This is a genomic window from Arthrobacter sp. AL05, from assembly GCF_029960715.1.
In the GTDB taxonomy this organism is placed as follows: domain Bacteria; phylum Actinomycetota; class Actinomycetes; order Actinomycetales; family Micrococcaceae; genus Arthrobacter.
This window is the reverse complement of record NZ_JASBRC010000012.1, coordinates 34,111-47,621: the sequence shown is the minus strand read 5'-3', so window position 1 is coordinate 47,621 and position 13,511 is coordinate 34,111. Positions and strand designations below refer to the sequence as shown.

8 protein-coding genes are annotated in these 13,511 nt (G+C 69.0%); 6 read left to right on the top strand and 2 right to left on the bottom strand.

What is annotated here, in order from left to right; translation table 11 throughout:
- Positions 1–20 precede the first annotated feature (20 nt).
- The 4 genes from ppsA to QK287_RS14325 all read left to right on the top strand — a co-directional run bounded on the left by ppsA (position 21) and on the right by QK287_RS14325 (position 5,293).
- Positions 21–2,420, top strand: a complete 2,400-nt coding sequence (gene ppsA / locus QK287_RS14340; protein WP_282360528.1) for a phosphoenolpyruvate synthase — start codon at positions 21–23, stop codon at positions 2,418–2,420.
- Between the two features lie 578 nt (positions 2,421–2,998).
- Positions 2,999–3,643, top strand: a complete 645-nt coding sequence (locus tag QK287_RS14335) for a hypothetical protein (protein WP_282360526.1) — start codon at positions 2,999–3,001, stop codon at positions 3,641–3,643.
- 198 nt (positions 3,644–3,841) lie between these two features.
- Positions 3,842–4,549, top strand: a complete 708-nt coding sequence (locus QK287_RS14330; protein ID WP_282360577.1) for a YcnI family protein — start codon at positions 3,842–3,844, stop codon at positions 4,547–4,549.
- A gap of 102 nt (positions 4,550–4,651) precedes the next feature.
- Positions 4,652–5,293 (top strand): DUF4232 domain-containing protein, encoded by a 642-nt coding sequence (locus QK287_RS14325; protein ID WP_282360525.1) that lies wholly within the window; start codon positions 4,652–4,654, stop codon positions 5,291–5,293.
- Positions 5,294–5,333: 40 nt separating this feature from the next.
- On the opposite strand, the gene QK287_RS14320 is transcribed toward QK287_RS14325, so the two are convergent.
- Positions 5,334–6,674 carry an alpha-amylase family glycosyl hydrolase gene (locus tag QK287_RS14320; RefSeq protein WP_282360524.1) on the bottom strand — a complete coding sequence of 447 codons (1,341 nt, stop codon included), beginning with the start codon at positions 6,672–6,674 and terminating at the stop codon, positions 5,334–5,336.
- Between the two features lie 384 nt (positions 6,675–7,058).
- Between QK287_RS14320 and QK287_RS14315 the strand changes: the two genes are divergently transcribed.
- Positions 7,059–12,005, top strand: coding sequence for an ATP-dependent helicase (locus QK287_RS14315; protein ID WP_282360522.1), 4,947 nt, complete (start codon positions 7,059–7,061; stop codon positions 12,003–12,005).
- Positions 11,998–12,861 carry a DNA-formamidopyrimidine glycosylase family protein gene (locus QK287_RS14310; RefSeq protein WP_282360520.1) on the top strand — a complete coding sequence of 288 codons (864 nt, stop codon included), beginning with the start codon at positions 11,998–12,000 and terminating at the stop codon, positions 12,859–12,861. The genes QK287_RS14315 and QK287_RS14310 overlap by 8 nt, the downstream gene beginning before the upstream one ends.
- Here QK287_RS14310 and QK287_RS14305 read toward each other — a convergent pair whose 3' ends face one another.
- Positions 12,862–13,500 carry a hypothetical protein gene (locus tag QK287_RS14305; protein ID WP_348774715.1) on the bottom strand — a complete coding sequence of 213 codons (639 nt, stop codon included), beginning with the start codon at positions 13,498–13,500 and terminating at the stop codon, positions 12,862–12,864.
- Positions 13,501–13,511 lie beyond the last annotated feature (11 nt).

Genomic DNA, 13,511 nt, shown 5'->3' with positions numbered 1-13,511 from the left:
TCTGCAAAGGAGCAGCAACCATGACGACAGACATCCTGTGGTTCTCAGAACTCGGCCTCAAAGATCTGGACCGGGTGGGCGGCAAAAACGCCTCCCTCGGCGAGATGGTGCAGAACCTGACCTCCGCCGGCGTCCAGGTGCCTGACGGATTCGCGACGACGGCAGATGCCTACCGCAGCTTCCTGGCCGGCTCCGGCCTGGACCAGAGGATTGCCGACCGGCTCGTCGGCCTGGATACCGATGACGTGACGGCGTTGGCGGCCGCGGGCCAGGAAATCCGGACCCTGATGCGCGAGACGCCCTTCCTGCCGGGCTTTGAAGCCCAGATCCGCGCCGCATACCAGGCGCTTGTGGAAAAGCACGGCGGCTCCGACGACCTTTCCTGGGCGGTCCGCTCCAGCGCGACGGCGGAAGATCTTCCCGATGCCTCCTTCGCCGGGCAGCAGGAGACGTTCCTGAACGTCCGGGGCATCGAGAACATCCTGGTGGCCATCAGGGATGTCTTCGCGTCCCTCTATAACGACCGGGCCATCGCCTACCGGGTGCACCACAAGTTCGAGCACGCCGAAGTGGCGCTCTCGGCCGGCATCCAGCGGATGGTGCGTTCCGACGTCGGCGCTTCCGGCGTGATGTTCACGATGGACACCGAATCCGGGTTCCAGGACGCTGTCTTCGTCACCTCCTCCTACGGCCTCGGCGAGGCCGTCGTCCAGGGGGCCGTCAACCCGGACGAGTTCTACGTGTACAAGCCCGCCCTCGAGGCAGGGCGCCCGGCCATCCTCAAGCGCGGCCTGGGTGAGAAGGCCCTCCAGATGACGTACACAAGCAACCGCGAAATCGGGCACACCATTGACTTCGTTCCGGTGGAGGCGTCCCTGCGGAACCGCTTCAGCCTTGACGACGACGACGTCGAACAGCTCGCCCGGCACGCAGTCGCGATCGAGAACCACTACGGACGGCCGATGGACATCGAATGGGGCAAGGACGGGATCGACGGCGGCCTGTACATCCTGCAGGCACGCCCGGAGACCGTGCAGTCCCGGCGCACCTCCGGCAGCCTGAGCCGATTCCGGCTGAACGGCTCCGGCCGGGTGCTGGTCGAGGGCCGCGCCATCGGCCAGCGCATCGGGGCCGGCCGCGTCCGGATCCTCACCGCGATTGACCAGATGGCGGCGTTCAAGACCGGCGACGTCCTTGTCGCGGATATGACCGACCCGGACTGGGAACCGATCATGAAGCGGGCCTCCGCCATCGTGACCAACCGCGGCGGACGTACCTGCCATGCGGCCATCATCGCCCGGGAACTGGGGATTCCCGCCGTCGTCGGCACCGGTGGCGCCACCGACGCCCTTTCCGACGGCCTTGAGGTCACCGTCTCGTGCGCCGACGGCGAGACCGGCCTGATTTACGAAGGGATCCTGGACTTTAGCGTCGAGGAAACCGAGATCACGCAGCTGCCCGAAGCGCCGGTCAAGGTCATGATGAACGTCGGCACCCCCGAGCAGGCGTTTACGTTCGCGCAGCTGCCCAACCACGGGGTGGGCCTGGCCCGGCTGGAATTCATCATCAACCGCCAGATCGGCATCCACCCGAAGGCATTGCTGAACATGGCCGACCAGCCCGCGGAGGTGCTGGCGGAAATCAAGGAGCGGATCGCCGCCTATGGCAGCCCGCGCGAGTACTACATCAAGCGCCTCGCCGAGGGTGTGGCGACCATCGCTGCGGCCTTCGCACCGGAACCGGTGATTGTGCGGATGTCCGACTTCAAGTCCAACGAGTACGCGAATCTCCTCGGCGGACCGGCCTACGAGCCGCACGAGGAGAACCCGATGATCGGGTTCCGCGGCGCCTCACGGTACCTTGAGCCGTCTTTCCGCGACTGCTTCGACCTCGAGTGCGAGGCCTTGTCCTTCGTGCGCAACGAGATGGGCCTGACCAACGTCAAGCTGATGATCCCGTTCGTGCGCACCGTGGACGAAGCCAGCGGTGTGATCGACCTGCTCGCGGAGAACGGTCTGCGCCGCGGCGAGAACGGCCTTGAGGTCATCATGATGTGCGAGCTTCCGTCCAACGCGCTGCTGGCCGATGAGTTCCTGGACTACTTCGATGGCTTCTCCATCGGCTCCAACGACATGACCCAGCTGACCCTGGGCCTTGACCGGGACTCCGCGATCGTGGCCGGCAGCTTCGACGAGCGCGACCCTGCCGTCAAGAAACTCCTGAGCATGGCCATTAAGGCATGCAAGGCGCGCGGCAAGTACGTGGGCATCTGCGGCCAGGGACCCAGCGACCACGCAGACTTCGCCGAGTGGCTGGTCGAAGAAGGCATCGATTCCGTCTCGCTGAACCCCGACACCGTTGTGGACACCTGGCTCCGGCTCGCCGGCGCCGCCGCAACGTCGCCGGCCGCGGCGAGCTAAGGTTCTTGCGCCAGGGCCGCGGGATGGGGTTTCGCGCCTCCCCCGCGGCCACGCGGAGTCATGACCGACCAGCAGAAGACCTGGCACGCGAAACACCAAGCCGCACCCACCCAGGGCCAGCGCGCCGGCGACACCGAGGGCCTCGACCCAGGCGGCGCACAGCATCGCCGGCGCTGGGCACCGGCGCTGGACGCTTGCACAAGACGGAACCGGCGTCACCGTCAATTGGTCCATTGAACGGTGGCAGCCACCCGGGGTTAGCTTGGAATCATCACCGTTCCGCACCAATGACGTTCAGGACACCTCGTGACTTTGCAGCAAGATCGGGCCAGCGGCGCCCCCCGGCTTTGGACCGACGTACCACCCGGAGGCCTGCTCAAAGACCTGGCGGTTGACGAATTGTGCCCTGACGACTGCCACTTCTGCTCAGGACCCGAAACGGACTGACGCCGGCCGGTTCCGGGGCGCCCAGCGCTTTTCGCAGCCCGGTAGAATCCGCCGGTAGAATCGGGGGACAACCCGCAGCCGGCAACGCCCGCGGGAGCAACCATGGCCGCCGCTGGTGAAGGGAGTGTTCTGTGCGCACAGCCGCCCGGGCACCATTCCACGCCCTGCGTTCCGCCATGGTGGCGCTCACCATCCTGTCCCTGGCTGCGGGCGCGCACACGCTGGCCGGCGGACAATTGCCGGTCTCCGGCATCCTGCTGGCCCTCCTGGCCCTGACCGGGCTGGCCGCCACCACCGCGACCCGGCTCAAACTGAACCTGCCGGCACTGGCCGGGCTGTTGGGTGCCGGACAGTTGCTGCTGCACGAGGCCTTCACGGCTTTGAGCCCCCAGGCCTTGGGCGGATCTGCGTCCGGGCCGGCCGGCCCCGCCGCGCCGCACCATCTTGCGGCGATCCCGCACTTCCTCGGCCCTGAGCTGCAGACTGCCTCCAGCGGCACGGCGGCCGAGGCCCCGTTCGTTTCGCTCCTGATGTTGGCCGGCCATGCGCTGGCGACTCTGCTCTGCGCTGTCCTGCTCGCCCGCGGTGAAGACGCCCTGTGGTCCCTCGCGGCCTGGCTGCGTCCCCTGCTCCGGCTCCCCGCGCCCGTAGCGCCCGACGTCGTTGCGGTTCCGGCTGTTACCGGCTGGCCCGCGGAGTGCGCACCGCTGCCGTGGCGGAACCTTCGGCGCGATAGCGGCCGCGGACCCCCCGCCGCCGTCGTTGTATTTTCCTGATTCCTTTCCCGGCCGCGGCCGCGACCGGCCTCCACCTGCGGGTCCGGATCATAAGCAGCGCCGCGCCACCCCCATTTTTTGCGCCTGCCGCTGTGCTGCGCGCAGGCCTGAAAGGCAACCCCTGTGAAGACCTTTTCCACCTCCGCCATCCGCCGCACTCTCTCCGGAACGGCCGTGGCCGGCGGAACCGCCGCGCTGATGCTTGCCGGCATCTCCGGCGCTTCCGCGCACGTCGGAGTCACCCCGGACACGACGGGCGCCAACTCCTACGCCTTGCTGACCTTTGGGATCCCGCACGGCTGCGACGCGTCCGGCACCACCAAAGTCACCATCACCCTCCCCGCCGAACTCAACGACGCCCAACCCACGGTCAATCCCAATTGGACGGCCGCCAAAGTCACCGAACAGCTGGCCGAGCCGAAAAAGCTCGCAGACGGCTCCTCCATCACCAAACGCACCAGCCAGATCGTCTACACCGCCAAAGCCCCGCTGGATCCGGCCTTTCGCGACGCCCTGGTGCTTTCGGTCAAACTGCCCGACGCTGCGGGCAAGACCCTGTACTTCCCGACGCTGCAGAACTGCGAGGTCGGCCAGACGGACTGGTCGCAGCTCCCCGCCGAGGGGCAGGACCCGCACGCGCTCAAGGCGCCGGCGCCGTCCGTAACGGTCACGGTGGCCGCTGCGGCCGACGGGCACAGCGGCCATGCCGCCAGCACCTCCGACGCCGCGCCGGAGGCGGTCCAGGCCGCCGCGGTGAACGACGACGGAGCCCAGGCCCGCAGCTGGGCTGGACTGGTGGCAGGCGTCGGCGGGCTCGCCCTCGGCGGACTCGCCCTGGCCCGCAGCCGAAGCAACACCCCGGCACCCGTTCGCACCCCGGCGCCCGCTTCCGCGGCCAAGGAGTAGCTGACCCACGATTGATGCCCGGAAATCACAATCCGGGCATCAATCGGACAGCGCTGCCGTGGCGTCGTTGACTCAGGCAACATCGGGCGTGAAGGTGGTGCCATGACGGCTCAGCGAATCAACACCAGACTGGTATTTACGACGGCAGCGGCCGCGGCGGCACTCCTCCTCGCCGGCTGCGGCACCGGAACACCGCAGTCCCAAACGTCCAGCACTCCGGCGTCCTCCCCGGAAACCTCCGCCAGCCAGTCGGCCGGCGCGGCAGCTACCGCCCCCGCCCCCTCGGCCTCGGTCTCGGCACCGGAACCTTCCACCCCCGCGGGCCCGGGCCTGTGCAAGGCCGCCGGCCTGACCGCCACGACCGATGCCACCGGCGGCGGCGCGGCCGGCAGCGTCTACATGCAGCTGATCCTGACGAATTCCGGCGCCGAGCCGTGCCGGCTGGTGGGCTTCGCCGGCGTCTCGCTCACCGCCGACGCGAACGGTGCCCCGATCGGCGCCCCGGCGGCGCGGGACGAGTCCACGCCCTCCGCCGAAGTGCTGCTCGCACCGGGACAGGCCGGAACCGCCACCCTGCGCTACACGCAGGCCCGCAACTACTCGGACTGCACCCTCGCTCCGGCGGCCGGCTTTCGGGTCTACCCGCCCGAGGACACCGCGTCCTTGTTTATCGCCGAACCACATGACGCCTGCAGCAACGCCGGCATCAACGTGCTGACCATCGGGGCGTTCACCGGCAAGTAGCCCCGCAGCACCGCGTGACTCCCAGCAGCCGGTGCTGCGCCTAGTCGGTGTCGCCGAGAACGGCCCAGCCGTAACCGTCCAGGGTAAGACTGCCGCGGTCCGGATGCTTCCCGCCCCGCCCCGCCAGTAACGCGGCGGCCGAGGCGGGCACGGACACTTCCACGGGAGCGCCCGAGAGGTTCAGGGCTACCGTGAGCGAACCGCCGTCTCCGCTGGCCTCATAGACGAGGTGTTCGTTGCTGATTGTGAGTACCCTGGTGCGCGCGGAATGCAGCCACGCGTGCCGGCGGCGGAGGCTGATGAGTTCCTGGTGCAGGTGGTAGACCGGCCAGCCAAGCCCGGCGAGCTCTGCCGGGGTGCCCGGGAAGGCCGGCCGGACTGCGTCGTCTCCCCCGGCCCGGTCCTCCTTAACACCGCGGAAGGCCTGCTCGTCGCCGTAATAGATCGACGGTGTCCCGCCCACTGTGAGGAGCACCGCCAGTGCCAGCGGCAGCTGCTCCGGATCCGTCAGCCGGCTCGCCAGCCGGGTGACGTCGTGATTGCCCACAAACGTCAACGGGGTAAAGGTCGCCAGGAAGCCGTTGTGCCGCTCCAGCGCGGCGGCCAGTTCGTAGAAGTTGCCGTCATTCAGCGAACTCCACACGGCCTTCCAGAGTTCGTATTGGGTGACGGCATCGAGGGTACTTGCCTGCACTTCATGGGCATAGTCGCCGTGGATATATTCACCCACGAAGTACGCGTCCGGATAGTCCCTGCGCACCTGCGCCAGGACCGGTTTCCAGAACGACGGCGGCACGGCGTACGCCGCGTCCAGCCGCCAACCGTCCGCTCCGCGCCCCAACCAATGCTTCATAACGTCCGCGACGAACTCGGCAACCTGGGGTTCCTCGTGGTTCAGCGCGACCAGGTGATGGTGGCCTTCGAAGTCCTTGTAGCCCGGCTCGACGCCGGGGGCCCAGCCGTCATCGGGCCAGTCCAGCCGGAACCAGGAACCGGTGGGTGCTGCCGGACCGTCGGCAAGAACCTGCCGGAACGGCCCGAAGCTGCGCCCGGTGTGGTTGAAGACGCCGTCGAGCAGGACCTTCAAACCGCGGGCGTGGGCCTGGGCAACCAGTTCGTCGAAGTCGTTGTCGTCGCCCAGCCGCGGATCGATGCGGTAGTAGTCAGTCGTGTCGTAGCCGTGCGATTCGGAGGCGAAGACCGGGCCGAGGGCCAGCCCGGAAGCCCCCAGCTCCACTGCGTAATCCAGCCAGGCGTGCAACCGGTCCAGGCGGTGGACCACCGGTTCCGCGGCTGTGCCTGCTGCTGCGTCGGCGCCGGTGAAACCCAGCGGATAAACCTGCCACCAGATTGCGTGCTGTACCCAGGTCGGCTCACTCATCAGGCATACCCTCTCTGTCAGTGCGGTGGAATCGACCGCGGGGCCAATCGGCCCTAAAGTCTTTCCGAAGTATCCGGCAGTTGCTCCGTGAACAGGCTAGGCCTGCGCAGCACGTCGCCGCGGCCACCACCAAGATTGCAGCAAGAAGGACGAGTATTAGCTCGATCAGGATACCTTCTGGGCCCTTGCGGCATTCGTCGGTGACGATATTGTCGGAGGCCTCACGGCGCACGGGAGCCGCCTGGTTCACGAATTACGTGAGCAGGCCGCGGCCGCAGGCATCCACGAGGTTTTCGTCCCGGCCTCAGCCTGCTGAGCATCGCGGTCGCTGAGGCGATGCCGGGACCGCCCGTGACTGTCGGTGCCGTAGGGCATGATGGAGGAATGAAGGGGCAGGAGCTCGCTGGCGGCACACTCGCGGCGGAGGCCATGGACCGGTTCAGCCGGCCAACCCGGGACTGGTTCCTGGGCGCCTTCACCGCGCCCACACCCGCCCAGGAAGGGGCCTGGAACGCGATTTCCTCCGGCGCGCATGCCCTCGTCGTCGCCCCCACCGGTTCCGGCAAAACACTCGCAGCCTTTCTCTGGGCACTCGACCGCCTGCTCGTCGCGGCCCCCGCTGAGCCCGAGGGGCTGCCCGGCCTTGACGCTGCTAAAGGCGCCCGCCGAAAGACGCCCAAACGCAAAACCCGGGTGCTCTACATCTCGCCGCTCAAGGCGCTCGGCGTCGACGTCGAACGCAACCTGCGCGCACCGCTGATCGGCATCACCCAGACCGCCAAACGCCTTAACCTGCCCGCACCGCTGATCACCGTGGGCGTCCGGTCCGGTGACACCCCGGCCTCGGAGCGACGATCGCTGCTGGGCAACCCCCCGGACATCCTCATCACCACCCCCGAATCCCTCTTCCTGATGCTCACGTCCAAGGCCCGGGAGACCCTCAGCGAGGTGGACACCATCATCGTCGACGAGGTCCACGCCGTCGCGGGCACTAAACGCGGTGCCCACTTGGCAGTGTCCCTGGAACGCCTCGACGCGTTGCTCCCTAAACCCGCCCAGCGGATCGGGCTCTCGGCCACCGTGGAACCCAAGGAGTTGGTGGCACAGTTCCTCGCCGGCTCCGCCCCGGTGGAAATTGTGGCTCCGCCGTCGAAGAAGACCTGGGACTTGACGGTCTCCGTCCCGGTGGAGGACATGTCCGACCTGCAGGGCGCTGCCGGCGCGTTCGACTCCGGGCCGGCATCCGGGCTGCAGCCCCAGGCATCGATCTGGCCGCATGTGGAGGAGAAGATAGTGGACCTGGTGCTGGCCAACCAGTCCACCATTGTGTTCGCCAATTCCCGCCGGCTCGCCGAACGCCTCACGGCCCGGCTCAACGAGATCCATGCCGAGCGGCAACTGATGGCCGCCGGCGGCGGCTGGGACGGTGCCGCCGTCGGGACGCCCGCTTCCACCGCGACGCCGGCGCACCTGATGGCCCAGGCCGGCAGCACCGCCGGCGCCGATCCGGTCCTGGCCCGCGCCCACCACGGCTCGGTCTCCAAGGACCAGCGGGCCCTGATCGAGGACGACCTGAAATCCGGCCGGCTGCGCTGCGTTGTTGCCACGTCCTCCCTCGAACTCGGCATCGACATGGGGGCAGTTGACCTCGTGGTGCAAGTGGAGTCCCCGCCTTCCGTGGCCAGCGGGCTCCAGCGGGTGGGCCGGGCCGGTCATCAGGTCGGGGAAATCTCCCAGGGTGTGCTCTTCCCCAAGCACCGTGCAGATCTGGTGCACACCACCATCACGGTGGAGCGGATGCTGGGCGGCAAAATCGAACGCCTCTACGTCCCCGCGAATCCGCTGGACATTCTGGCCCAGCAGACCGTCGCGGCCACGGCACTGGAGCCCATCGAAGTGGAGGAATGGTTCTCCACGGTCCGCCGGTCGGCGCCGTTCGCCTCGCTCCCCCGCTCCGCCTTCGAGGCCACACTGGACCTGCTCGCCGGCCGCTACCCTTCGGACGAGTTCGCGGAACTGCGGCCCCGGATCATCTGGGACCGCAATGCCGGCACCATCGAGGGCCGGCCCGGAGCCCAGCGGCTGGCGGTCACCTCCGGCGGCACCATTCCGGACCGTGGGCTTTTTGGCGTCTACATCATCGGCACGGAAGTCGAAGGCTCCGGCTCCCCGGGTTCCGCGAGCGGTGACGGCAGGGCGGCCAGCCCGGCCGCCGCCGCAGCCAAGGGCGGCCGCCGGGTCGGCGAACTCGACGAGGAAATGGTGTACGAGTCCAGGGTCGGTGACGTGTTCGCCCTGGGCGCCACCAGTTGGAAGATTGAGGACATCACCCATGACCGGGTCCTGGTCTCTCCCGCCTTCGGCCAGCCGGGGAAGCTCCCTTTCTGGAAGGGCGACTCCCTCGGCCGGCCGGTGGACCTGGGCCGCGCCCTGGGCGCGTTTGTCCGCGAACTGTCCGCGTCCGACGTCGGACCGGCCACGGAACGCTGCAAGGCCAGCGGCCTGGACGATTTCGCCGCCAACAACCTCATCCAGTACCTCGCCGAGCAAAAGCTGGCCACCGACGTGGTCCCCAGCGACACCACGCTTGTGGTGGAGCGCTTCCACGACGAACTCGGCGACTGGCGGGTGGTACTGCACAGCCCCTTCGGCATGCCGGTGCACGCGCCGTGGGCCCTCGCAGTCGGGCAGCGCCTGCACCAGCGTTACGGGATGGACGGCTCCGCGATGGCGGCCGATGACGGCATCGTACTGCGTGTGCCCATGATGGACGACGAGCCCCCCGGCGCTGAGCTGTTCATGTTCGACCCGGAGGAACTTGAACAGATCGTGACGGCGGAGGTCGGCGGCAGCGCCCTCTTCGCGTCCCGGTTCCGTGAGTGTGCCGCCCGGGCACTGCTGCTGCCCCGGCAGAACCCGGGCAAACGGCAGCCCCTGTGGCAGCAGCGGCAACGCTCCGCCCAGCTGCTGGACGTGGCGCGGAAATACCCCACCTTCCCGATCGTCCTCGAGACGGTCCGGGAATGTCTCCAGGACGTCTACGACCTCCCGGCACTCAAGGACATCGCCGCGTCCATCGAGCGGCGCGAGCTGCGGATCCTGCAAACCACTACGCAGCAGCCCTCCCCCTTCGCCAAGTCCCTGCTGTTCGGCTACGTCGCGCAGTTCCTCTACGAAGGCGATTCCCCGCTGGCCGAGCGCCGGGCTGCGGCGCTGGCGCTGGATTCGACCCTGCTCAACGAACTCCTGGGCCGGGTCGAGCTGCGTGAACTGCTCGACGCCAAGGTCATTGACGACACGGAGCAAGAACTGCAGCGCCTCGCCCCGGATCGGAAGGTCCGCGGGCTGGAGGGGGTTGCGGACCTGCTCCGGCTGCTGGGCCCGCTGACCGCGGGGGAGGTCGCCGCCCGCCTGGAAGCCGCGGCAGGGCTTGAAGGATCGGTCGCCGAGCCGGTGGCCGACGCTGTTGAGGCTCCGGTTGCCGATGCCACCGCACACCTTGTGGCGCTCCAACGCGCCAACCGCGCCATCAAGGTCAACGTCGGCGGTACCGAGCGGTATGCCGCGGTGGAGGATGCCGCCCGGCTGCGCGACGCCATCGGCGTCCCGTTGCCGATGGGCGTGCCGCTGGCCTTCATCGAGCCGGTCGCTGACCCTTTGGGCGACCTCGTCTCCCGCTTCGCCCGAACCCACGGGCCGTTCACCTCCGCCGAGGCCGCCGCCCGGCTGGGACTCGGAGTCGCCGTCGTCGCTACGGCGCTGAAGCGGCTCGCCGCGGACGGACGGGTAGTGGAAGGCGAATTCCGCCCGCACGCCGCACCACCGGCGGCACCGGCGCAGGAGGCCGACGGCGGGACGCAGGCAACCACGGCCCCGTCGCTGGCCGGGGTCAGTGAATGGTGCGACGCCGAAGTCCTGCGCCGGCTCCGCCGCCGCTCGCTCGCCGCACTCCGCGCCGAGGTCGAGCCGGTGGACGCCGCCGCCTACGGCCGCTTCCTGCCCGCCTGGCAGAACGTCCGCGTCCCGGGCAAGCGCGGGCAGTCGGCGCTGCGCGGACTGGACGGGATCATCACCGCAGTCGACCAACTCTCCGGCGTGCCCATCCCGGCCTCAGCCTGGGAACCCCTGATCCTCGCCAGCCGGGTATCCGACTACCAGCCCGCCATGCTCGATGAGCTTATGGCGGCCGGCGAAGTCCTCTGGTCCGGAGCAGGAGCGCTCCCCGGCAACGACGGCTGGGTCAGCCTCCACCTGGCCGATTCGGCCGAACTGACACTCAACCCGGCCATCGACTTCGAGCCCGGGGACGCGCAGCAGCGGCTGCTGGACTACCTGCGCAACAACGGCGGCGGCTACTTCTTCCGGCAGCTCTCAGACGTAGCCGGCGGCATGGACACGGTGCTCAGCGACCAGGACGTCGTCTCCGCACTCTGGGACCTGGCCTGGGCGGGCCGGATCACGGGCGACACCTTTGCCCCGGTCCGGGCGATGATCGCCGGCGGCCACACCGCGCACCGGCAGGTCGCCCGCGCCCCACGGGCCCGGGCCCCCAGGCTGAGCCGGCTGGGGCGCTCCCACGGCACCGGGTTGCTCGGGTCCCCGGGGCTGACCGGCGGCCGGTACGGCTCCGCCAGCGGCACTGCCCCCACTCCCCCGCTGGCCGCCGGCCGCTGGTCCGCCCTCCCCGCTCCCGAACTTGACGCCACCATCCACGCCCGGGCCACCGCGGAACTCCTGCTGGACCGGTACGGCGTGGTCACCCGCGGCTCGGTCATGGCGGAGAACATCCTGGGCGGCTTCGGCCTGATGTATAAGGTCCTGGCGCGGCTGGAGGAAGCCGGCCGCTGCCGGCGGGGTTACTTTATCGAGCACCTCGGTGCGGCGCAGTTCGCCGTTCCAGCGACCGTGGACCGGCTGCGCTCATACGCCGAGGACACCCAGCTGCACAAAGCCGAGCCGGTGGCGTTGGCCCTGGCCGCGACGGACCCGGCCAATCCCTACGGCGCCGCGCTGCCGTGGCCCGCGCTCAACGTCGAAGCGGGAACCGGCCACCGCCCGGGCCGAAAAGCCGGCGCCCTGGTGGTCCTGGTGGACGGCGCCCTGGCGCTGTATGTGGAACGCGGCGGCAAGACCCTGCTGGCCTTCAGTGCGGACACTGAGGTTCTGGCTGCGGCCGGCGCGGCCCTGGTCAGCGTGGTGACCCGCGGCGCGGTGGACAAACTGATTATGGAAAAGGTCAACGGCCACGGCATCCTCGACACTCCCATCGCTGCCGCCCTGGCCCACGCCGGGGCCTACTCCACACCCAAGGGACTGAGGATCCGTGCCTGAGGGCGATTCGGTCTTCCGCGCTGCCGCGCAGCTTCAGGCCGCACTGGCCGGACAACAACTGATCTCCTCCGACTTCCGGGTACCGCGGTTCGCCACCCTCAAACTTGGCGGCTGGACCGTAACCGAGGTGGTGCCAAGGGGCAAGCACCTGCTGATGCGGCTGGAGGCCCCGGCGCGGCCACACGGCGCCGGCCCGGCCGGACCGGAGCGGCTAACTATCCATTCCCATCTCAAAATGGAGGGGGCGTGGCAGGTCTACCCTCCGGGCGGGCGCTGGCGCAAGCCGGCATTCACCGCGCGTTGTGTGCTGCGCACCGCCGCGGCGGACGTTGTTGGATTCTCGCTCGGAATCCTCGAGGTGGTCCGCAGCTCTGAGGAAGCCGCCGTCGTCGGCCACCTTGGCCCGGATCTGCTCGGCCCTGACTGGGACATGGCCGAGGCGGAGCGGCGGATCAGTGCAGCGCCGGACGTCCCGATCGGCGTCGCCCTCCTGGACCAGCGGAACCTTGCCGGGATCGGCAACATCTACCGCTGTGAGGCCTGCTTCCTCTCCGGCGTTCACCCGGCGGCACCCGTCTCGGCCGTGCCTGACATTGCGGCCCTCATCACCGACGCAAAGCGCCTGCTGGAGGCAAACCTGGGCCCTGGTCGACGAACCACCGTCCTGAACCGGCGCGGCGCCACCGTGGGCCGGACCGCCGGGCTGCCCGGCTACTGGGTCTACCGGCGCGAGCACCAGCCATGCTTGAAGTGCCGGACTCCGCTGCGGCGGGGGGTCCTGGCTACGGCCACCGGTGCCGAGGAACGCGACATCTACTTCTGTCCCTCGTGCCAGCCAGTGCCGATCCCCGGCTAGCTACGCCCGGGATGCGGGGGGCGCCGCCCCGGCGGCCACCATCGGCGGGCCCGGCACCGTCAACTCCGGCACGGTGAACCGGGGCAGCAGCAGTTGAACCAGCGGACCGATAGCCAGGGCGTAGAGCACGGTCCCGATGCCGACGGAACCGCCGAGCAGCCAGCCCGCGGCCAGAACGACGATTTCAATTCCGGTCCGGGATGTCCGCACCGACCATCCCGTCCGCCGGGCGAGGCCGGTCATCAAGCCGTCGCGGGCGCCGGGACCAAAGCGGGCACCGATATAGCAGGCCGAGGCGATGCCGTTGAGCAGCACGGCGCCGGCAAGCATTCCGGCCTGCCCGCCGAGGTGGCTGATCTGCGGGATCAACGCCAGCCCGACGTCCGCGAAGACGCCCACCAGCACGGCGTTGCACAGCGTGCCGATGCCCGGCCACTGCCGGAGTGGAATCCACAGGAGCAGCACCAGAAAACTGACAATGATGACCACTGTGCCAATGCTCAACCCGGTCTTAAGGGCCAGGCCCTGGTGGAACACGTCCCAGGGGTCCAAGCCAAGGCCGGCGCGGATGAACATGGCCAAGGATACGCCGTACATGGCGAGGCCGATTAGAAGCTGGAGGATCCTGCGCGTCATCATGGAACCATCCT